General features: G+C 52.2%; 22 protein-coding genes. 17 read left to right on the top strand and 5 right to left on the bottom strand.

The features are described from left to right. Window positions 1-34 precede the first annotated feature (34 nt). A complete protein-coding gene (locus M3090_RS00255; protein ID WP_249053391.1) occupies window positions 35-457 on the bottom strand; it encodes an HU family DNA-binding protein in 423 nt (140 codons plus the stop codon). Window positions 458-757: 300 nt separating this feature from the next. Then, entirely contained in the window at window positions 758-1,933 is a 1,176-nt protein-coding gene (locus M3090_RS00250) for an MFS transporter (protein ID WP_249053389.1), read from the bottom strand. A gap of 199 nt (window positions 1,934-2,132) precedes the next feature. Between M3090_RS00250 and M3090_RS00245 the strand changes: the two genes are divergently transcribed. From M3090_RS00245 to M3090_RS00235, 3 genes are all read left to right on the top strand, one after another. Next, on the top strand, window positions 2,133-2,969 hold the full coding sequence (locus M3090_RS00245; RefSeq protein ID WP_249053388.1) for an aldo/keto reductase: 837 nt from the start codon (window positions 2,133-2,135) through the stop codon (window positions 2,967-2,969). Window positions 2,970-3,075: 106 nt separating this feature from the next. Then, window positions 3,076-3,888 (top strand): AraC family transcriptional regulator, encoded by an 813-nt coding sequence (locus tag M3090_RS00240; protein WP_249053581.1) that lies wholly within the window; start codon window positions 3,076-3,078, stop codon window positions 3,886-3,888. A gap of 222 nt (window positions 3,889-4,110) precedes the next feature. Further along, window positions 4,111-5,187 carry an alpha/beta hydrolase gene (locus tag M3090_RS00235; RefSeq protein ID WP_249053387.1) on the top strand — a complete coding sequence of 359 codons (1,077 nt, stop codon included), beginning with the start codon at window positions 4,111-4,113 and terminating at the stop codon, window positions 5,185-5,187. A gap of 58 nt (window positions 5,188-5,245) precedes the next feature. On the opposite strand, the gene M3090_RS00230 is transcribed toward M3090_RS00235, so the two are convergent. Next, the gene (locus tag M3090_RS00230; RefSeq protein ID WP_249053386.1) at window positions 5,246-6,304 is read right to left on the bottom strand and encodes a DUF3810 domain-containing protein; all 1,059 of its coding nucleotides are present in this window, start codon (window positions 6,302-6,304) and stop codon (window positions 5,246-5,248) included. A 251-nt stretch (window positions 6,305-6,555) separates the two neighbouring features. Here M3090_RS00230 and M3090_RS00225 point away from each other — a divergent pair, with 251 nt between their 5' ends. From M3090_RS00225 to M3090_RS00195, 7 genes are all read left to right on the top strand, one after another. Then, complete coding sequence (locus M3090_RS00225; RefSeq protein WP_249053385.1) at window positions 6,556-6,855, top strand: hypothetical protein; 300 nt, start codon at window positions 6,556-6,558, stop codon at window positions 6,853-6,855. A gap of 111 nt (window positions 6,856-6,966) precedes the next feature. After that, window positions 6,967-7,305, top strand: a complete 339-nt coding sequence (locus tag M3090_RS00220; protein WP_249053384.1) for an efflux RND transporter permease subunit — start codon at window positions 6,967-6,969, stop codon at window positions 7,303-7,305. Window positions 7,306-7,395: 90 nt separating this feature from the next. Then, on the top strand, window positions 7,396-7,617 hold the full coding sequence (locus tag M3090_RS00215) for a hypothetical protein (protein WP_249053383.1): 222 nt from the start codon (window positions 7,396-7,398) through the stop codon (window positions 7,615-7,617). 29 nt (window positions 7,618-7,646) lie between these two features. Beyond that, window positions 7,647-8,108, top strand: coding sequence for a DUF2867 domain-containing protein (locus M3090_RS00210; RefSeq protein ID WP_249053381.1), 462 nt, complete (start codon window positions 7,647-7,649; stop codon window positions 8,106-8,108). A 205-nt stretch (window positions 8,109-8,313) separates the two neighbouring features. Beyond that, complete coding sequence (locus M3090_RS00205; protein ID WP_249053379.1) at window positions 8,314-8,772, top strand: GNAT family N-acetyltransferase; 459 nt, start codon at window positions 8,314-8,316, stop codon at window positions 8,770-8,772. Between the two features lie 580 nt (window positions 8,773-9,352). Further along, window positions 9,353-12,043, top strand: a complete 2,691-nt coding sequence (locus tag M3090_RS00200) for a valine--tRNA ligase (RefSeq protein ID WP_249053378.1) — start codon at window positions 9,353-9,355, stop codon at window positions 12,041-12,043. After that, the gene (locus M3090_RS00195) at window positions 12,040-13,035 is read left to right on the top strand and encodes an ABC transporter ATP-binding protein (protein WP_249053377.1); all 996 of its coding nucleotides are present in this window, start codon (window positions 12,040-12,042) and stop codon (window positions 13,033-13,035) included. The genes M3090_RS00200 and M3090_RS00195 overlap by 4 nt, the downstream gene beginning before the upstream one ends. Here M3090_RS00195 and M3090_RS00190 read toward each other — a convergent pair. Further along, complete coding sequence (locus M3090_RS00190) at window positions 13,019-14,251, bottom strand: Cof-type HAD-IIB family hydrolase (protein ID WP_249053376.1); 1,233 nt, start codon at window positions 14,249-14,251, stop codon at window positions 13,019-13,021. The two genes, M3090_RS00195 and M3090_RS00190, sit on opposite strands and share 17 nt — an antisense overlap. 210 nt (window positions 14,252-14,461) lie before the next feature. Beyond that, window positions 14,462-15,337 (bottom strand): NAD kinase, encoded by an 876-nt coding sequence (locus M3090_RS00185; RefSeq protein WP_249053374.1) that lies wholly within the window; start codon window positions 15,335-15,337, stop codon window positions 14,462-14,464. A 105-nt stretch (window positions 15,338-15,442) separates the two neighbouring features. Here M3090_RS00185 and M3090_RS00180 point away from each other — a divergent pair, with 105 nt between their 5' ends. From M3090_RS00180 to recG, 7 genes are all read left to right on the top strand, one after another. Then, window positions 15,443-16,156 (top strand): pyridoxine 5'-phosphate synthase, encoded by a 714-nt coding sequence (locus M3090_RS00180; protein WP_249053373.1) that lies wholly within the window; start codon window positions 15,443-15,445, stop codon window positions 16,154-16,156. Window positions 16,157-16,162: 6 nt separating this feature from the next. Continuing rightward, window positions 16,163-16,882: a MotA/TolQ/ExbB proton channel family protein gene (locus M3090_RS00175; RefSeq protein WP_249053372.1), complete on the top strand. Its 720-nt coding sequence runs from the start codon at window positions 16,163-16,165 to the stop codon at window positions 16,880-16,882. A gap of 61 nt (window positions 16,883-16,943) precedes the next feature. After that, a complete protein-coding gene (locus M3090_RS00170; RefSeq protein ID WP_249053580.1) occupies window positions 16,944-17,324 on the top strand; it encodes an ExbD/TolR family protein in 381 nt (126 codons plus the stop codon). A 15-nt stretch (window positions 17,325-17,339) separates the two neighbouring features. Further along, the gene (locus tag M3090_RS00165; RefSeq protein WP_249053371.1) at window positions 17,340-18,155 is read left to right on the top strand and encodes an energy transducer TonB; all 816 of its coding nucleotides are present in this window, start codon (window positions 17,340-17,342) and stop codon (window positions 18,153-18,155) included. Between the two features lie 12 nt (window positions 18,156-18,167). Further along, a complete protein-coding gene (locus tag M3090_RS00160) occupies window positions 18,168-18,716 on the top strand; it encodes a DJ-1 family glyoxalase III (protein ID WP_249053369.1) in 549 nt (182 codons plus the stop codon). Between the two features lie 13 nt (window positions 18,717-18,729). Next, window positions 18,730-19,386 (top strand): 2-C-methyl-D-erythritol 4-phosphate cytidylyltransferase, encoded by a 657-nt coding sequence (locus tag M3090_RS00155; protein ID WP_249053368.1) that lies wholly within the window; start codon window positions 18,730-18,732, stop codon window positions 19,384-19,386. Window positions 19,387-19,395: 9 nt separating this feature from the next. Further along, the gene (gene recG, locus M3090_RS00150) at window positions 19,396-21,492 is read left to right on the top strand and encodes an ATP-dependent DNA helicase RecG (protein ID WP_249053367.1); all 2,097 of its coding nucleotides are present in this window, start codon (window positions 19,396-19,398) and stop codon (window positions 21,490-21,492) included. Window positions 21,493-21,797 lie beyond the last annotated feature (305 nt).

Below are 21,797 nucleotides of genomic sequence, written 5' to 3'. Positions count from 1 at the left end.
TACGTGTGCAAAGGTAACGATAATTCTTCATTCTTCATTCTTCGTCCTTCATTTCTTGCAGCGTTTCCCACTCCACCAGGCTGATGCCTTCCGTCAGCGGGCGGCGCATGGACTTTCCTTTGCCTTGGCGTTCGGGCAGGAATTGCACGCGCACGGCCTTGATTTGCTTGCGGTCTACCTCCTCCGGCGTGTCGACGCCACGGCCGGCGCACGATAGCTTGAAGTGGAACGACCCCAGTCCGTCGATGTGTACCGGGCGGCCTTCGTCCATGAACTGCGCCATGACCGTGGGCAGGCAGGTCAGTACCAGGTGGACGTCGCCCGGCGAGGCGGTGCTCATGCGGGCAATTCGGGCGGCCACGTCTTTGGTGGTGGCGGGGTGCATGCTGAGGGTGACGGCGCGGGGGAACCACTTGAACTTTCCTCCTATTTTCTGTCTGCTTTTCTTGAAGAACATATTTGTTTGGTTTTTAGTTGGTTAATACTGTATTCCCTTGCTGTTTTGCGGATGCCTGACGGCGGTTGTGACTTCGGCTTTGTCCTGCCGGGAGCAGTCTTTCATCCTGCCGCGAAGGCTTCTTGGTACTGCCATCTGTTCATAAAACAGCCTTTTTTACGGCAAATATAAGCCTTTTTTATGACATAAAACAGGCTTTTTTATCAGATGAAACAGGCTGTTATATTTTATTAAGAAAGGATGGAGGCAGCCTCATGGCAGGAAGAAGGGTGAGTCATGGCAGGAGGAAGGGATGGGGCATCATTCATGCAGGCGGGAGGCACCGGCTGCAATCAGCAGTCCGAAGAGGGCGATGACGGCAAACGTCCAGTGCAGCGTGATGGCTTGTGACAGGTGTCCGATGACGGGAGGGCCCAGCAGCAGTCCCAGGTAGCTGACGGAGGAGACCGTGGCCAGTGCGGTGCTGGGGTTCATCTGCTGCGAGCGTCCCGCCATGCTGTAACATACCGGCACGGTGGACGATATGCCGAAGCCAATCAGGAAAAAGCCGATGGAGGCTGTCCACAGGTTGGGAAGAAGGACGGCTACGGCCAGGCCGAAGGTGATGAGCAGCCCGCTGCCACGGATGACACGGCGTGCGCCGAACCGGCTGACCAGGTGGTCGGCGATGAAACGTCCCACGGTCATGGTGCAGAGGCAGATGACAAAGCCCAACTGCACCAGCTTGCCGGGGGCGTGCACCACTTGTTGGAAGTAGACGCCGCTCCAATCGTACATGCAGCCCTCGCACACCATGGCGCAGAACGCCATGCCGCCCAGCAGAATGACGTATTTGTCTATTCTCTGGCTCAAAGGAAGAGGCTTCTGTCCGGTTGTGGATGGGGTGGAGGCTGCCTTTCGGGGATGCCAGTCGTTGCGCACCAATTGCCGGCGGATGAAGCCGGACAGCAGGAAAGCGACGGTGCCCATCACCAGAAAATGAAGCCACGGCTTGACCTCCAGCGCAATGAATCCCATGCTGAGCACTCCGCCCAGAAAGCCGCCCAGACTCCACAAGCCGTGGAAGGAGGCCATGATGCTGCGGGCGTAGAGATGTTCTACGTTGACGCCCTGCGTGTTGGCAGCGATGTTAAACAGGTTTCCGCTGATGCCGAAGAACAGCAGGCCGGCTGCCAGCCCGTAGGGCGTGTCCGCCAGTCCCGGCGGGAGCAGGCAGAACGGATAGAGCACCGAGGCCAGCGTCAGCATGCGGCGGCTGCCGAAACGGTTGATGAGCCAGGCCGAGACGTACATCGCCAGCATCTGACCCACGGGGATGGCAAAGAGCACGTTGCCCAAGGCAGCGTCGCTCAGGTGCAGGGCGGTCTTGAGGTCGGCGATTCGGTTGGTCCACGTGGCAAACACTACGCCTTGGATGAAGAAAAACAGGCTGACGGCCAGCCGGAAGCGTCGGAGGGCTTGTTTCTTTGTAAGCATGAGATGAATCTTTTAGCAAACCGAAAATCGGCGCAAAGTTCGCAATAAATGCAGTCCGTTGTTTTGATAAAAGGCAAAAACTCGGCCCGGGACCGGACGTTGAGCCTTTCAGCCATCAGATTTGAGCCTTTCAGACATGCGATTGCCAGCCTTTTGCCTTATCTTTGTACCGCAATAAAGATAAAAGACTAAAGAATATATGCCAAACGGACAGAAGAAGGAACATAGGGTCACGTTTCCCAACGGACAGCAAGTAACTTCGTTGGGACAAGGAACCTACCAGATGGGGCGCCGGCGACAGGAAGAGATTAAAGCCCTGCGGCGAGGCATCGACCTGGGGCTGACGCTGATAGATACGGCCGAAATGTATGGCACGGAGGAATTGGTGGGCGAAGCCGTGCGCCCTTGCCGCGACCGGGTGTTCATCGTCAGCAAGGTATTGCCAAGCCATGCCAGCTATACCGGTACGAAACGTGCCTGCGAGCGCAGTCTGCAACGCTTGGGCACGGACTACATCGACCTTTATCTGTTGCATTGGATAGGCTCTTACCCTTTCTCCGAGACCGTCCGCGCCTTGGCCGAATTGCAGCAGGAGGGGAAAATCCGCCAGTGGGGCATGAGCAACCTCGATGTGGATGACATGGAACACATCCTTTCGCTTCCCCACGGTAAGGATTGCGCCGCCGACCAGGTGCTCTACAACCTTTGCGACCGTGGCATCGAATACGACCTTATGTCCTGGAGCAAGCAACACACCCTCCCCCTCATGGCCTACACCCCTTTGGGAGAAGGGCGGTTGCGGAACCATCCGGCTTTGCAGGAGATAGCGCACCGGCACGATGCCACGCCCACCCAAGTCATGCTGGCATGGGTGATGCGCACGGCCGGCATCATCGCCATACCCAAGGCGGGCTGCGTGGCACATGTGGAGGAGAATGCCCGCAGCCTGGAACTCATCTTGACGGACGAGGACTTGGGGGAGATAGATAAAGCTTTCCCGCCTCCCACCCGGAAAATCAGGCTGGCCGGCTGGTGACCTTCTGTCGGCATCGAAACATACATGCGCCCGCTGCGCACCATTGTATAACCTATATGTAAGGAATATGGAACAACAACACTTGGAAGCAGAAAAACAGGGTCCGATGAAACTCATCTTTAACTACGAAAACGTGTTCTACAGTTTCTTCTACGACGACATCAGCGGTTGCATCCACCGCTCGCGCGAATATGCCATGAACTACGTTTACTCCGGCGAGATGGTGTTGGACAACGGACAGGAACAAATCCACGTGGGGAAAGGCGAATGTGTTTTCATCCCACGCGACCATCACATCACCATGTACAAGAAACCTGCCGGCGGCGAACGCTATTGCGGCATCTTCCTGAGCTTCACCCGCAGCTTCCTGCGCGAGATGTACACCCGGTTCGGGCCATACAAAGTGCCGCCCCGCACGCCGAAGCTGGATTCCGGGGTCATCAAATTGCCTCACACGGCAGAGATTACCAGTCTTTTCTCTTCGCTCACTCCCTTTTTCGACCCCGAGGTGAAGCCGCAAGCTGACTTTATGCACCTGAAACTGCAAGAAGGGCTGTTGGCCTTGCTCCACATAGACAAACGTTTTGCCCCCACGCTGTTCGACTTCAGCGAACCGTGGAAAATAGACATCCTGGATTTCATGGACAAAAACTACATGTACGAGTTTTCCTTGGAAGATTTGGCACACTACACCGGCCGTAGTCTGGCCACCTTCAAGCGCGATTTCAAGAAAATCAGTAACCTGACGCCCGAGAAGTGGCTCATCCGCAAACGGCTGGAAGTGGCGTATGGGCTGATGTGCGAGGGCGGCCGGAAAATCGGGGATGTCTGCGCTGCCGTAGGCTTCAAGAACCAGTCCCACTTCTCTGCCGCTTTCAAGAAGCAATATGGCGTGCCGCCCACGGCAGTCTCTGCATGAGCCTTTCGGCAACAAACATTGAGCTTTACAGCAATCGTCTTGTGAAACACTTGCTCTATCTTTGCACTGTACAATCAAGAGCCTGTTTGAGAATCGTTTTCGGCCATATCGGGCGGGGAGGGTCGCTGTCAAGGCATCTCATCTGACACAGACTGCCTTCTTCCGCTTACGCCCGGGCTGGCAGGAACGGAGGCAAAAGAACAGGCTTTAAAACAGACAAGTATGAGAACTTTATTCAAACAATTATGTGTAGCAGTCCTGGGCTGCATGTGCAGTTCGGGCGCCCTCGTGGCACAAGACAACCAACTTATTAAGAACAACACTATGGAAGAAAAACTGAATCTGACACAAGAGTGGGACAAGGTCTTCCCGCTGAGCGACAAGGTAGAGCACAGCAAAGTGACCTTTCACAACCGTTACGGCATCACGCTGGCTGCCGACTTGTACATTCCCAAGGGCGCTTCTGGCACACTGGCTGCCATTGCCGTCTGCGGGCCTTTCGGAGCAGTGAAGGAACAATCTTCCGGACTTTATGCCCAGCAGTTGGCCGAACGCGGCTTCCTGACCCTTGCCTTCGACCCCTCGTTTACGGGCGAGAGTGGCGGACAGCCTCGTTATGTGGCCTCGCCGGACATCAATACGGAGGACTTTTGTGCAGCGGTAGATTATTTATCGACGCGTGAAGACGTAGACCCTGAACGTATCGGCATCCTGGGCATTTGTGGCTGGGGAGGCATGGCCGTAAATGCGGCTGCCATTGATACCCGCATCAAGGCGACGGTGGCTTCTACAATGTATGACATGAGCCGTGTCAATGCAAACGGCTATTTTGACGCGGCAAACAATGCTGATGCCCGCCATGATTTGCGTCGCCAGCTCAATGCACAGCGCACGGAAGACTACCGTAGCGGGACGTATGCCCTGGCCGGAGGCGTGGCTGATGTGTTGCCCGATGATGCACCACAGTTCGTGAAAGATTATTTCGCTTATTACAAGACTAAACGTGGATATCACAAGCGGTCGCTCAACTCCAACGGAGGATGGAACAAAACGTCGACCCTGTCGTTCCTCAACCAACCGATACTGGCTTATGCCGGAGAAATCCGCAGTGCGGTGCTGCTGGTGCATGGTGAGAAGGCACACTCACGCTATTTCAGTGAAGATACCTACAAGAAACTGACGGGTGATAACAAAGAACTGCTAATTGTTCCCGGAGCCAACCATACCGATTTGTATGACAACTTCGATAAGATTCCGTTTGACAGAATCGAACAGTTTTATCGCACTTATCTGAAATAGCCTTTTGCGGGATAGCGGGTCTTTATGCACGAAACAGGCCAGAGATGACATTCTGTGTTCACCTCTGGCTTTTTTCATAAGCTATCAGCAGGCCGACGACCTGCGAGTAGCTCTTTTGTCCGCCTTCGACGCGATTGCCGCGCAGGTAAAGTTCATACAATTTGCTTTGTAGATTGCCGATGTGCCGGTTGTATTTGCCTTGCCAATATGCCTGGTTCTCCTGAACCAAGCGAATCACTTCGGGACGGATGTCATGGCAGAGGGCTGTGTAGTCGGCAGCAGGCAGCAGCCGGTAGGCATTGTTCAGCACATGGGGCAGGATAGACATCAGACCGCTGAAACGGACAGCAGCGACACTGGAACGGCTGCATACCTGATAGGCATAGAAATTGGCTTCTCCTTCATTGGATATGCCCAGCAGATGGGCCAGCTCGTGGGCGTATGTGGCAGGATATTCAGAAGAAGTAACGTCGCCGTTGATGGTAAATTCGCAGAAGAAAGGCCCCATGCTGCCTTTGACTCCTACCATCGAAGCAAGAGAGGAGAAGAGCATGGTTTTGACCCGTGGCCGGTCGTCGAAAGGAGGATGTATGCCCAATTGGGGAGCGATGTGCCGGTAGATTGTTACTACTTCACGGCGCAAAACGTCTCGGTTGACGGCTGTGTGTGGAGTATAAGCAGCATTTAGCTGTTGCACATATCGCTGGGTAAAGTCGCGAAAATCAGCTTCTGTGCATGCCACAGGTGAGATGCCTGTACGATGATAAAAGTCTGATTGGGCATAATTCAACCCCCAGGCCAGGTAGAACCATACGTAAATCCATATCAGATATTCAACGACGCTTGTCAGTACGCTTCGCCATTTCCTTTTTTTGTAGAAGTGGAAGTATAGCGGATATAGTATAATACCTGCCAGGCTGAGGGCTATGAATAAATCGCCTACTGCGAAAGGAATCAGACCGGAAAGGTCGGATAATGCTTCAGCTACGTGTGGATAAATCTCTTGGAAATAAAAATCTCCCCATCCCGGCAATGTTTGTACCAAGATGACTGCCAGTAGGAGCACGGCTAAAAGGATGCGTCGTATCACATTGCGTTTTAAGAAATTCCTAAGCATGTTTTGTATATTGTGGCTGCTGTATGCCTTATCGTCTTTGTTAGAAACCATGCGACAAATATAGTTCCTTTTTCTTTACCTTGTATGTCGCGAAAGTATAGAATTTTTCATTCGTTAGACTCAGTAAGATTGTTTCCGGATAAAGATTCTTCAAGATTCCTACAACATCCGTATCTATTTTTGCCGGAAAAAATGGTATCAATATGATTCGGATGTGTTTTATTATTGTCTTTTCCTGTTGTCTTCTTACCGTGGCAGGACAAGATACGTCCCATAACTTGTCTTATTATGTAGAAGTTGCCCGGAATTACAGCCCCTTGCTCAACGACTACCGCAACCAACTGCAAATAGAGCAGGCGGAACTCCAGCGGTTGAAGGCGATGTACACCCGTTCCCGCTTGGAGCTGAACGGGGATTATCTGTTTGTGCCGGTCATAACTAAAGACGGCGGGCAAACTTCTTTCCAATGGAACGCACGAGATGTCACGGATTATTATGGCTACGACTTGGGCGAGAGCAGCGGATATTTAAAGGATCACCGTGACCCTTAGTCAACAGTATCAGATACCCTTCGTCAACAGTATCAGATACCCTTCGTCAACAGTATCAGATACTCTTAATCATGAGTATCAGATACTCTTCATCAAAACCATTTAATAGATATGAAGACAACTCTTTCGATTCATCAACTCTACGCCAAGCCCATCCTCTTCGTAGGCTTGCTGCTCCTGCTGGCAGGCATCTACGGCTACACGCGGATGCAGACCAACCTGTTTCCCGAAGTACTCTTCCCGCGCATCACCGTCATTGCCGATGCCGGGCAGCAGCCGGTGGACCGTATGATGATTACCGTCACCAAGCCGCTGGAAAGCGCGGTGAAGAAGGTGCCGGGCGCGCAGATGCAGCAACCGCTTGCCGTGGCGGTGATAGGCGGCTTCGTGGCGGGCCTGCCCCTGCTGCTGGTGGTGCTTCCGGCGCTGATGCGGAGGATATACCGGTGAATTGTCAGGTTTAGGCTTGCCAAGCTCCCGTTTCTTTGTACCTTTGTCCGCATATAGTAACCCTAAATATCGGATAAATATGAATTGTGTATGAACGAAAAGACAGAAATGATGGCCGACATGGTGAAGAATCTTGCCGTGTTGTTGCTGGAACAGAATAACGAGCTGAGCATGGAGCAGGCATTATCCCAGATATTCAATTCGGATACTTATCAGAAGATAACGGATGAACGTACACGGCTCTATTTCCAAAGTCCGCGGTATGTCTTTTCCTTTTTAGAGGACGAACTAAAGAATGGGAAACTCTCTTGAACTCCATAATTCTAAAAACATTTAAGAATATGAATAAACTGATTGACAAATACCGTCCTGCGAATTACGAAGATTGCTTCCGTCAAACATTGATTGGAAAAGAACGGATGAAGCCAAGAGACTTGTTCGACCTTATATTTGTTAAATATCCAAAGCCTGCACAATATTTATTGAAATTCAGGGACATGTTAGTGAAGCCATTAGGGCTTAAAACTGGAGGCGGGTTTGCGGATATGATAATTGAAGAAAATGAAACAGGGCTGGTTATCGGTAAACAAGACAAGCATCTTGACTTTTATGTTGTGTTGGAATGTGAATCCCCGTCAGGGAATATGCAGAATATCAGCATTTCGACATTGGTCAATTATAATAACGGCTTAGGCAGGATATATTTCTTTGCCATACGTCTTTTTCATATTCTCATCGTTAAGAATTTAGTTAAAAGGGCTGTAAGGATATGGAGTAATGAAACGAAAATATACGGATATTAGGGAATTCCGAACCCTATACAGTGGGATTTGTTACAGGCGTTTCCTTTTTCTTCAATATTCCTATAAAATCCGCTTCCACCTCTGCGCAAACAGTTTTCTGACTGTGTTTTAGAAGAGCAGCCTGTGATACCAGTGAATGGTGGGGCTCAGTGTTTGCCCCGCTCTCCGATTTTCGTTATCTTCGCAACCCTAAAAACATGTATCGATGAACGACAATATCATTTCACTTCATTCCCATCCTGAATGGCGCATCCCGGCGGCACGCTGGTTTCAGGAGAAATGGGAAATTCCTTTGGAGGAATACCTGACAAGCATTGACGAGAGCATCCGGGGAACGGCGGCTGTCCCGCAATGGTATATTGCGGTGGATGGAGGGCGGATCATTGCCGGAGCCGGTATGATAGCGAACGATTTCCACGACCGCAAGGACCTGACGCCGAATGTCTGCGCCCTGTATGTCGAACCGGAACTGCGCCGTCGTGGCATTGCCGGACGCCTCTTGGCACATATCTGCAAGGATATGGCGGCGAAAGGTATCGGCACGCTCTACCTCATCACGGAACATACCTCGTTCTACGAACGCTACGGCTGGGAATACCTCTGCATGGTGCAGGGCGACGACGGGGAACAGATGCGGATGTATAAAAAAGACACTTCGCTATGATTGCCTACATCGGAAATTTCTCTACTCCATTCCGATAACCGCCGTCCCGGCGGGGACAGCATAAATTCTGAAAGAGAAGCACTATTACCGCAAGGGCATTTTCTTCTTTCTTCAAAATTCCTACAAAATCCGCTCCTACCTTTGCGCAGATACAATAACTTTGCATCCGACTAAAAAAATAGGAAGCGATTATGTGGAAATACTATGCACTGTTGTCCGCCCTCTTTGCCGCGCTGACCGCCATCTATTAATCTGTTTTCGCTCCATCGGTTTGTGAGAAATCGGTGGGGCTTTCTTGTGGCTTTTCCCATTCTATGAACTCCATGTCTTGTCGCACGAGGTCATTGTTCCGCACAAGTTTTGGCTTGCCGGGATTTTCATTTTTTCTTCAAACTTTCTACAAAGTCGCACGCTGCTTATTTGATATCTTTTTGATGCCGTGCAGCCAGATGAGGAAGACCCATGATATAGGCGCTCCCCTTCGTCTTCAATTTTGTTTGCGTTAATCTGCTGATTTGTGCGGTTATTCCAACGATATTCCGTAATTTTGCGCCCGTTCTAATTATATCAACAAAAAGACATGGAATTAGCAAGTAAGTATAATCCAGCCGACGTAGAAGGGAAATGGTACCAGTATTGGCTGGAGCATAAACTGTTCAGTTCGAAACCCGATGGCCGTCAGCCTTATACCATCGTCATTCCGCCTCCCAACGTCACTGGTGTGCTTCACATGGGGCATATGCTTAATAATACTATCCAAGACATTCTGGTGCGCCGTGCCCGCATGGAGGGCAAGAACGCTTGTTGGGTGCCCGGCACCGACCATGCTTCTATTGCTACCGAAGCGAAGGTGGTGGCCAAGTTGGCTGCACAAGGCATCAAGAAAACAGACCTGACACGTGATGAGTTTCTGAAGCATGCCTGGGACTGGACACACGAGCACGGAGGCATTATCTTGAAACAGTTACGCCGGTTGGGAGCATCGTGCGACTGGGACCGTACCGCCTTCACCATGGACGAGAAACGAAGCCGGAGCGTCATCAAAGTGTTTGTCGACCTCTATAACAAAGGGCTTATTTATCGGGGCGTGCGCATGGTCAACTGGGACCCCAAGGCGTTGACAGCTTTGAGTGATGAGGAGGTAATCTACAAAGAAGAACATGGCAAGTTCTATTACCTTAAGTACTATGTGGCAGATGATGACATGGGTGGCGAAACAGGCGATGAGAAAGAAGTGGTACATCGCGACGCGCAAGGCCGCCGCTATGCAGTGGTAGCTACAACGCGTCCGGAGACCATCATGGGAGACACGGCCATGTGCATTAATCCTAACGACCCGAAGACTCACTGGCTGCGCGGCAAGAAAGTCATCGTGCCGTTGGTGAATCGCGTTATTCCTGTCATTGAGGATGAATACGTTGACATGGAGTTTGGCACAGGATGCCTGAAGGTGACTCCTGCCCATGACGTAAATGACTACATGTTGGGTGAAAAACACAACTTGCAGAGCATTGACATTTTTAATGACAATGGGACGATTGCCGAATGTGCAGGCATCTACGTAGGTATGGATCGCTTTGATGTGCGCAAGCAGATTGAACAAGACTTGGCCGATGCTGGGTTGCTGGAGAAGGTCGAGGCCTACACCAATAAGGTAGGTTTCTCCGAACGTACCAACGTGCCCATTGAACCGAAGCTTTCCATGCAGTGGTTCCTCAAGATGCAGCACTTTGCGGATATGGCTCTGCCACCTGTGATGAACGATGAACTGAAGTTCTATCCGGCTAAATACAAGAATACTTATAAGAACTGGCTGGAAAATATCAAAGACTGGTGCATCAGCCGCCAACTTTGGTGGGGGCATCGCATCCCGGCTTATTTCTTGCCGCAAGGTGGCTATGTTGTGGCCGAGACGCCCGAAGAGGCTCTGGAACTGGCCAAGAAGAGAACTGGCAATGATGCCTTGACCTTGGAAGATTTGCGCCAGGATGAAGATTGTCTGGATACTTGGTTCTCTTCATGGCTTTGGCCCATTTCTCTCTTCGATGGTATCAACAATCCCGGCAATGAAGAAATAAAGTATTATTATCCGACCAGTGACTTGGTGACAGGTCCGGACATCATCTTCTTCTGGGTAGCACGTATGATAATGGCAGGCTACGAGTACATGGGTGACATGCCGTTCCGCAACGTCTACTTTACAGGCATCGTGCGCGACAAACTGGGCCGCAAGATGTCCAAGTCGCTGGGCAACTCGCCCGACCCCTTGGAACTGATTGACAAGTTCGGTGCCGACGGAGTGCGCATGGGCATGATGCTCTCCGCCCCGGCTGGTAATGATATATTGTTTGACGAAGCCTTGTGCGAGCAAGGACGTAACTTCTGCAACAAGATTTGGAATGCTTTCCGCTTGCTCAAAGGTTGGGAGGTGGATGCCGATGTAGCAGTCCCCGAGGCTTCTGCGTTGGCCATGCAATGGTTTGAAGCCAAGCAGAACGCCGTAGCCGCCGAGGTGGCAGACCTTTTCTCGAAATACCGTTTGAGCGAAGCATTGATGGCTGTATATAAACTGTTCTGGGATGAGTTCTCTTCCTGGTATCTGGAGATGGTGAAGCCTGCATACGGCCAGCCCATCAGCAAGGAAGTGTACGACCGTACCATTGGCTTCTTCGATAACTTGCTGCATCTACTGCATCCCTTCATGCCGTTTATTACGGAAGAACTTTGGCAGCATTTGTGTGAACGCCGGGAAGGTGAGAGCCTGATGGTCAGTCCGATGATGCCTCTGGCGGCGTATGATGATGTGCTGCTGCAACAGTTCGAAGTGGTGAAAGAGGTCATTAGTAATGTACGTGCCATTCGCCTGCAAAAGAATATTGCCCAGAAGGAAGCGCTGGAACTTCAGGTTGTGGGTTCGAATGTGGTTGCCGCTTTCGATGCTGTCTTAAGCAAGATGTGCAACCTTTCTGCCATCCATGTCGTGGAGAATAAGGTCGAAGGGGCTGCCGCTTTCATGGTGGGAACCACGGAGTATGCTGTCCCATTGGGTAACCTGGTGGATGTGGAAGCCGAGATTGCCCGCATGGAGGCAGAGTTGAAGCACAAGGAAGGTTTCTTGCAAGGAGTGCTTAAAAAACTCTCAAACGAGAAGTTTGTTAACAATGCTCCTGCTGCGGTTATAGAACTGGAACGTAAGAAGCAGGCTGATGCCGAAAGCATTATCAAGTCTTTGAAAGAGAGCATTGCGGCATTGAAGAAGTCTGGAGTATGATCCAACTGAATGATTTATGCGTCGGTTATCGCACTAAACGAGGCCCCAAAGTGGTGGCCGAAGGCATTAATGCCTGCATAGAGAGCGGAGAACTGACGTGCCTGTTGGGTGCCAACGGGGTGGGGAAGTCCACCCTGTTGCGCACCCTTTCTGGTTTTCAGCCACAGTTGGGAGGAAGCATATGGGTGGAAGGTAAGGAGCTGGCGGCATATACAGACAAAGAACTGGCACGCGTCGTCGGTGTGGTGCTGACAGAACGTCCGGACGTACACAACTTGTCTGTCGAAGACCTGATTGGGCTGGGACGCAGCCCTTATACCGGTTTCTGGGGCGGATTGCGGCAGATGGATAAAGAGGCCGTGGCGCAAGCGGCCGGATGGGTCGGGGCAGGGGACTTGCTGGGCAGAATGGTTGATACCTTGAGCGACGGCGAACGCCAGAAGGTGATGATTGCCAAGGCTCTGGCGCAAGAAACGCCCGTCATTCTGCTGGATGAGCCGACGGCTTTCCTTGACTTCCCGAGCAAGGTGGAAATCATGCAACTGTTGCACCGGATTAGCAGGCAGATGAGAAAGACGGTCTTCCTGTCTACGCATGACCTTGATTTGGCTCTTCAACTGGCGGATAAGGTTTGGCTGATGGGGCAAGGCGGGCGCTTGTCTGTGGGTACTCCGGAAGACTTGACGCTGGATGGGGCGATGGCCCGCTTCATTGTCCGTAAGGGCGTTGCTTTTGACGAACAGGAAGGATTGTTCCGCGTCGAGCATGAATGTGTGCATCTTATCCGATTGCTTGGAGAGGGCCTGCGGGCCGAGATGATAAAGAAAGCACTTCGCCGCAACGGCATTGAAGCCGGCAGCGAAGTGCGGTCTGATGTGTGTGTGGAGGTCAGGGAAGGGGAGTATGTCCTGACTTGCTCCGGGCGTTCCCCGCAGGCGGCCACCTCGGTAGAGGGGTTGCTGCGTCTCTTGATGTCTATTTCTTTTTCATGATGCTGTTCACCACGCGGATGCTGGATACCAGCTTGCCGGTGGATGTGAAAACGTCGACGTTCCATACGTGCGACGAGCGGCCTTTGTGTACGATGGTGGCCACGGCGCGCACTGTGTCTCCTTCGTGTGCCGACGAGATGTGGTTGCCGCTGACTTGCATGCCGACTACGATTTCATCGGGCTTGCAGGTAATCATCGAGCCGAGTCCTGCCACTGTCTCTGCCAGGGCCAGGGTGGCGCCGCCGTGCAGGATGCCGAAGGGCTGGCGCGTGCGTTGGTCGACGGGCATGGTGGCTTCGATGCGGTCTTCGGAGGCATAGGTGTATTGGATGCCGAGGTTGCCCATCAGGGCAAACTTGCCGCGTTCGTTCAGCAGGTCCAGGGGGATTTCCGAGGCATGCACTTCGGCCAGGATGGCTCGTTCGACGGCCAGGGCTACGCCGTCTTCTTCATTGGAGGCTGTCACGTAGTCGGCGCAGACTTTGACTGAGTCGGGTGCGTGGCCCATGGCGATGCCCAGCCCGGCGGTTTGCAGCATGGTGACGTCGGCCACGCCGTCGCCGATGGCGATGGTTTCTTCGCGGGTGATGCCCAGTTGGTCCAGCAGGACGCCCATCGTGTTGGCTTTGTCAATGCCGCAGGGCACGGCTTCGAGGAAGAAGGGCTCGGAGGGGAAGACGTCGAGCGTGCCTGCCAGGCGTTTCTTCCAGTGGTTCTCCAGTCCGCCCAGGGCTTCGTAGTCGTCGCTGACCAGCATGACTTTGCACGGGGAGAAGTCGATGGCGGCCGAAAATTCTTCTTCTTTGATAATCTGCAAGCTGTTCAGCTCGGCTTCTTGCCGGATGTGCGGGTTGTCCGGGTTGCTGGCCAGGATAGTGTTGTCGTGGTAGGTGAAGATGTCGAATCCGTTCTTCCTGGCTTTCTTCTCCAGATAGGGTATCAGCTCCGGATTGATGCGGCGTTCGAAGATTATCTCTCCATTCTCTGCCTTGATGATTTGGCATCCGTTGTACGAGATGACGAAGCCTCCGTAGTTACCCAGCTCCAGGGCTTTGGCCAGGTGGAGGATGCCATAGGTCGGTCTGCCGGAGGCCAGCACGATGCGCACGCCCGCTTGCTGCACTTTCAGCAGGGCGCTGAGGTTGCGCTTGCTGATTTGGCGTTCGTTGTTGAGCAATGTCCCGTCTACGTCCAGGACTAATAGTTTGTACTTCATGGCCGTTGTTTTTTAGGGGTTTGAGACACAAAGATAGAAATTATATCGGAAAAGCCGCAAGAAAAGGCCGGAAAAGTTTGCCGCGCGCTGTCGGGCGTTTCTCTTGTCTATGTCCAGAGCGTCTGGCTGCCTATAGCCAGACACTCTGGCTGCCTATGGCCAGACGCTCTGGCTGCCTATGGCCAGGCACTCTGGCTGCCTATGTCCAGGTCAGCGCACATCGGCACCCCACATCATCTTGTTGCGCAGCGTGTCGAAGAAGCTGTGGCCGATGCGTTTCACCACCTTCACCGTGTGCGGCGCTTTCGAGATGATGAGGCGGGTGGTCTCGCGGCACGACTCGCTGCGCCCGTCGATGGCCACCAGGAAGCTGTGGCTGCGGCTCTCGACGTCGAGCGTTATCTCGCGGTCGTCGCAGATGACGATGGGCCTCATGTTCAGGCTGTGCGGGGCCACGGGCGTCAGGGCAATCGTCTTGCTGTCCGGCGCGATGATGGGGCCCCCGACGCTCAGCGAATAGGCCGTCGAACCGGTGGGCGTGGCCACGATGAGGCCGTCGGCCTGGTACGTCGTCAGCAAAGCCCCGCCCACGGTGGCGCGGATGCTTATCATCGACGAGCTGTCGCGCTTCAGCACGGCAATCTCGTTCAGCGCATACGGCTCGCGTGTCAGCCGCGCATCGTCGCACCTCAGTTGCAAGGCACTGCGCTCCTCCGTGCGGTAGCGTCCCGCATATATCTCGTCAAAAGTCTCCTCCATCTCTTCCGGCGATATGTCGGCCAAGAATCCCAGCCGCCCCGTGTTGATGCCCAAGATAGGGATGCCCTTGCCGGCCACCCGGCTGGCAGCCTTCAGGAACGTGCCGTCGCCTCCCAGGCTGATGACCATGTCGGCCTGGAAACGGTCGTCGTCAAACAACTCAGCCTCCGGAGGAATCTCTTCCAAACGCATGTCTTGGGCAAGGAATCTGTAAAACTCGCGGCAGATGCAAAGCTGCGCGTCATGCTGCCGCAGCAACCGGAACAACCGCTCTGCATGAACCGATTTCTTGGCTTGATAAGTGTTACCGAACAGGGCAAATTTCATATAGCATCATCTTTTTACCGGATGCAAAGATGGCATTTTTTTTGTAGAAAGTACCAAGGTATCACTATTATTTGTACTTTTGCCCCGAAACTATAACCTCTGAATATGACTAAACTGAGTGTAAATATCAACAAAGTGGCTACATTGCGCAATGCAAGAGGCGGAAATATGCCTGACGTGCTGAAAGTTGCGCAAGATTGCGAACGCTTTGGGGCGGACGGCATAACAGTGCACCCGCGTCCGGACGAACGGCATATCCGCCGTGCCGACGTTTATGCCCTGCGCCCGTTGTTGCGTACGGAGTTCAACATCGAGGGCTATCCCTCACGTGAATTTGTGGACCTGGTGCTGAAAGTAAAACCACACCAAGTGACATTAGTCCCCGACAGCCCCACGCAACTGACGTCTAATGCGGGATGGGACACGAAGACCAATTATACTTTCTTAAGTGAAGTGCTCGATGCCTTTAATCAGGCCGGGATTCGTACCTCCGTCTTCGTATCCACCGACCCGGAAATGATTGAATATGCGGCCAAAGCCGGTGCCGACCGCGTGGAACTCTACACAGAACCATACGCTTCGGCATATGCCCGGAACCGGGAAGAAGCTGTCGCTCCATTCCTTGAGGCTGCCAAGGTTGCCCGCCGTTTGGGCTTAGGGTTGAATGCGGGGCACGATTTGAACTTAGAGAACCTGAATTATTTCTATCAAAACATTCCATGGCTGGACGAGGTGTCGATAGGTCACGCTTTGATATGCGATGCTTTGTATCTGGGATTGCAACGTACTATCCAGGAATATAAAAACTGTCTTCATTAAATGATTATGGATGCAATGATGCTTTTAGCCCAGGCGGCTGCTTCGCTGGGCGATGCGATTACAGAGGCAAATCCGGTACTGACGCCAGTGACTGTTGCTGCCGATGAGATGAACCTGTGGGACATGGCCGTCAAGGGCGGTTGGATAATGATTGTGCTGGGAGTGATGTCGCTGATAGGGTTCTACATCCTGTTCGAGCGCAATTACGTTATCCGCAAGGCCGGCAAAGAAGACCCGCTTTTCATGGATAAGATTAAGGATTATATATTGGGAGGCGAAATCAAGGCGGCCATTGATTATTGCCACAGCGTCAATACACCTTCTGCCCGTATGATAGAAAAAGGCATTACACGTTTGGGACGTCCTGTGAGCGATGTGCAGGCTGCTATCGAGAACGTGGGTAACTTTGAAGTGGCGAAGTTGGAGAAAGGTCTGACTATTATGGCCACTATTGCCGGAGGCGCGCCCATGTTAGGATTTCTGGGCACCGTAACGGGTATGGTAAAGGCTTTTTTCGAGATGGCCAATGCTGGTAACAACATCGACATTACCTTGTTGTCCGGAGGCATCTACGAAGCTATGATTACCACCGTAGGCGGGCTTATAGTCGGCATCATCATGATGTTTGCCTACAATTATTTAGTAACGTTAGTGGATGGTGTTGTCAACAAGATGGAAGGAAAAACCATGGCTTTCATGGATTTGTTGAACGAACCGGCCAAGTAATTCCCCCTAAACCAACAAGCCTGTGTTAAAACGTAGAGCTAAAATATCACCCACATTCAGCATGGCGTCCATGACGGACCTTATCTTTCTGCTGCTGATATTCTTCATGATTACTTCGACTGTGGTGTCGCCTAATGCTATCAAGGTGTTGCTTCCTCAAGGAAAAGAGCAGACCTCAGCCAAACCTTTGACACGTGTTATCATCGACAAGGATTTGAATTACTATGCTGCTTTTGGCGATGACACTGAACAGCCTGTCACGTTGGATGAGTTGCCTGGTTTCCTTCAGTCATGTGCCGCGCGTGAGCCAGAAATGTATGTCGCGCTGTATGCCGACGTGTCGGTGCCGTATGGAGAGATTGTGAAGGTGCTGAACATTGCGAATGAAAATCATTTTAAGATGGTGCTGGCCACGCGTCCACCAGATAGTGATAACGAATAATATAATGTCTGTGTCATGACGGATGCAAAGAAAAAAGGAAAATATATCGGCCTGGCAGGTGCAGTGGCGGTACATATAGCTGTCGTTGTTTTCCTGTTGTGGATGACTTTTGATTTGCCTGAGCCGCAGGAAGAGAGTGGAGTGCCAGTCATGTTGGGCGATGCTCCGCAAGCTTCCGGGTGGTCAGACCCGTCGCTGGTGGAAGTAGAGACTATGCCCTATGAACCATCTGTTTCACAAGACGCCACGGAACAGGAACTTCTTACGCAAGACATGGAAGAAACCGTGGCGTTGACTCCCGAAAATGATTCCTCTCAAGCAGTCGATAAACCGGAGAAGACTGAAGCCGAAAAGGCCGAGGAAGAACGACGTCGCGCCGAAGCCCAAGCAGAACAGCAACGCCGCGAAGCCGAAGAAGCTGCCCGCCGAAGAGTATCCGGTGCATTTGGTAAAGGAGCCAAAATGGAAAGTCGTGGGCAGGCGGCTGAGGGCGATGGCTTGCAAGGCAGTCCGGCAGGGAACGCCTCTGCGGGTGCTTCGGTAGGTGTCGGAGGGCTTTATGGTGAATTTAATCTGGGAGGGCGTTCTATCGGTGCAGGTGGTTTGCCTCGCCCGGTTTATAATGTGCAAGATGAGGGGCGCGTGGTAGTCACCATTACCGTGAATCCGGCAGGCCATGTGATTGCCACCGAAATCAACAAACAAACTAATACGGTAAATCCGGCTTTACGCAAGGCTGCCGAGGATGCTGCTCGGAAAGCACGATTTAATGCCGTAGACGGAGTGACCAATCAAATAGGAACAATAACATATTACTTTAATTTAAAATAGGAGAATCAGTTTATGGGTACAGTTTATGTTTTCTTTGCCGATGGCTTTGAAGAAATGGAAGCTTTTGCAGCGGTAGATATTTTGAAACGTGCCGATGTACCGGTGCAAATGGTGACCGTGACAGACGACGAAATAGTAAGAGGTGCTCATGGAGTGCCCGTGTTGTGCGATAAGAATTTTGAGAATTGTGACTTTTTTGACGCTGTAATGTTGGTATTGCCCGGTGGGCTGCCCGGTGCTACAACCTTGGCTGAACACGAAGGATTGGGCAAGCTGTTGGTGCGCTTTGCTGCTGAGGATAAAAACTTGGCCGCTATTTGTGCTGCTCCGATGGTGTTGGGCAAGCTGGGGCTGCTGAAAGGCAAGAAGGCTACGTGTTATCCCGGCTTTGACAAATATCTGGAGGGTGCAGAATATACGGGTGCCATGGTCGAGAAAGATGGAAACATCATCACCGGCAAAGGTCCGGGTGCGTGCATGAAGTTTGCTTTGGCTTTGGTGGAACATTTGTGCGGCAAAGAAAAGGTGAAGGAACTGGAAGAGGCCATGTGCCTTCGCTAACAAGATTGTCGGAATGGATTATGTGCTGATTGTAGCCGGCGGAAAAGGCCTGCGTATGGGGACGGACATCCCTAAGCAGTTTTTGCTTATAGAGGGGAAGCCTGTCTTGATGCGCACTTTGGAGGCTTTCTATACATATAATCAGGACATGCATATCATATTGGTACTCCCGCACGACCAGCAGGTTTACTGGAAAAGGTTGTGCGAGGAGTATCGTTTTTCAGTCCCTCACCAGATTGCAGACGGGGGTGAGACGCGTTTTCATTCGGTACGCAACGGCTTGGCTTTGGTGGAAGAAGCGGGGTTGGTAGGGGTGCACGATGGTGTCAGGCCTTTTGTCTCGCAGGAGGTGATAGCTCGGTGTTACGAGCTGGCCCGAACGGAAAAAGCAGTCATTCCGGTGATTAAGGTGGTTGAAACCGTACGCCGGCTGACTGCCGGAGGCAGTCTGACTGTCGACCGCGAACAATATCGCCTGGTACAGACTCCGCAGGTCTTTGATGTGGAGTTGCTAAAGCGGGCTTATGGGCAAGCCTATGTTCCTTCTTTCACAGACGATGCGTCGGTGGTGGAAGCACTGGGCGTGCCGGTGACCTTGACTGAGGGCAACCGGGAAAATATCAAGATTACTACGCCTTTCGACCTGAAGGTGGCTGCTGCCCTCATATAATGTCATGCCATGTTCGACTTGACCACGCGTGACATCAAGTACCTTTCTGGGGTCGGCCCTCAGCGGGCAGCTTTGCTCAACAAAGAGCTGGGCATCTTTTCCTTGCACGACCTCCTTTATTATTTCCCTTATAAATATGTTGACCGAAGCCGTATCTATGCCATCCGCGAGATTGACGGTTCGATGCCTTATATCCAGTTAAAAGGAGAAATATTGGGCACGGAGCTGACGGGAGAAGGGCGTGGGCGGAGGCTGATTGCCCATTTTTCGGACGGGACTGGCGTGGTAGACCTGGTTTGGTTTCAGGGAATCAAATATGTGGTAGGCAAGTATAAGGTGCATAAAGAGTACATCGTGTTCGGCAAGCCTACGCCTTTCAATGGGCGCTTCAACATTGCCCATCCGGACATAGAGGAGGTGAGCGATTTGAAGCTGTCGGCAATGGGACTGCAACCTTATTACAACACGACGGAGCGCATGAAGCGTACCGCGCTAAATTCTCGGGCCATTGAACGGATGATGTCCGCTTTGTTGGGACAGGTGAACGAGCCTTTGCCTGAGACGCTTTCGCAAGCCATCTTGACCGAACACCATCTGATGCCTTTGACAGATGCTTTGCGCAATATTCATTTCCCGGCCAGTGCCGAACTGCTGCGCAAGGCGCAATACCGTCTGAAGTTTGAGGAACTGTTTTATGTCCAGCTTAACATTTTGCGTTATGCCCAAGACCGTCAGCGCCGTTACCGGGGGTACGTGTTCGGCAAGGTGGGCGATATTTTCAACAAGTTCTATTCCGAGTGTCTTCCTTTTGAATTGACCAATGCACAGAAACGTGTGTTGAAAGAAATCCGCCGAGACCTGGGGTCGGGCCGTCAGATGAACCGCCTGCTGCAAGGCGACGTGGGGAGCGGGAAGACGTTGGTGGCGCTGATGAGCATGTTGATAGCGTTGGACAATGGTTACCAGGCATGCCTGATGGCTCCTACCGAGATTCTTGCCAATCAGCACTACGACACCATCTGCCGTTTTCTGGATGGCATGGATATCCGTGTGGAGCTGCTGACCGGTTCTGTGAAAGGCAAGCGGCGCGAGGCCATTCTGGCCGGATTGCTGGCGGGCGATGTGCGCATATTGGTCGGGACGCACGCCTTGATTGAAGATACGGTGAATTTCGCTTCATTGGGGTTGGCGGTCATCGACGAGCAGCATCGTTTTGGCGTGAAGCAGCGTTCGCGTTTGTGGACGAAGAACGAGCAGCCACCGCACGTACTGGTGATGACGGCTACTCCTATTCCACGTACTTTGGCCATGACGTTGTATGGAGATTTAGACGTGTCGGTCATTGACGAGCTGCCTCCCGGACGCAAGCCCATTGTCACTGTCCATCAGTTTGACAGCCATCGCGAGAGCCTTTACCGCTCCATCCGCAAGCAGATAGACGAGGGACGCCAGGTCTACATTGTCTATCCGTTGATTAAGGAAAGCGAGAAAACCGACTTGAAAAATGTGGAAGAGGGCTATGAGCGTATTTGTGGCGCTTTTCCCGATTGCGTGGTGTGCAAGGTGCACGGACGTATGAAGCCAGCCGAGAAGGATGAGCAGATGCAGCGCTTTGTCTCGGGTGAGGCACAAATCATGGTGGCCACCACGGTGATTGAGGTCGGGGTGAACGTGCCCAATGCTTCGGTTATGGTCATTGAAAATGCTGAACGCTTCGGGCTGTCCCAGCTTCACCAGTTGAGAGGACGTGTGGGGCGCGGTGCCGACCAGTCGTATTGCATTTTGGTGACTGGCTACAAACTGGCGGAAGATACCCGCAAACGACTGGAAATCATGGTTCGTACCAATGACGGGTTTGAGATTGCCGAAGCCGACCTGAAGCTGCGCGGCCCTGGAGATTTGGAAGGAACTCAGCAAAGCGGGGTGGCTTTCGATTTGAAGATTGCTGACATTGCCCGCGACGGCCAGCTTTTGCAGTATGTCCGCGAAGTGGCGCAAAAGGTGGTAGAAAACGACCCGGACGGCACATCGCCCGACAACTTGGTGCTCTGGCGGCAACTGAAAGCTTTGCGGAAGACCAATATCAATTGGGCAGCCATCAGTTAACCTCGGTTTCTAAGTGATTTTTCCGAAAATGTATCTCCTGCTGCCCGCACCGGAAGCCTGCTTCTTGTCCGTCCGAGCCGCGCTTCTTGTCCGTCCGGGCCATGCTTCTTGTTCGTCGAAACCGTGACGGGTGTGCAGAGGGGTTTCAGAAAGATTTCTTACACATTTGTCGTCTGATGCTTTACGGTGACTTTCGGAAAGAAATGCAACGAGAAATATGTTGCATAACATATTTCTCTTATATTGCTGATAAATAACGATTTATCGGAATGGAAACACTTTCCCCTCGTCTTGTAAGTAAAAAA

Origin of the sequence: Bacteroides sp. ET71 (assembly GCF_023336905.1) — a bacterium.
Taxonomy (GTDB): Bacteria; Bacteroidota; Bacteroidia; order Bacteroidales; family Bacteroidaceae; genus Bacteroides.
This window is presented reverse-complemented; position numbering and strand designations above follow the sequence as displayed.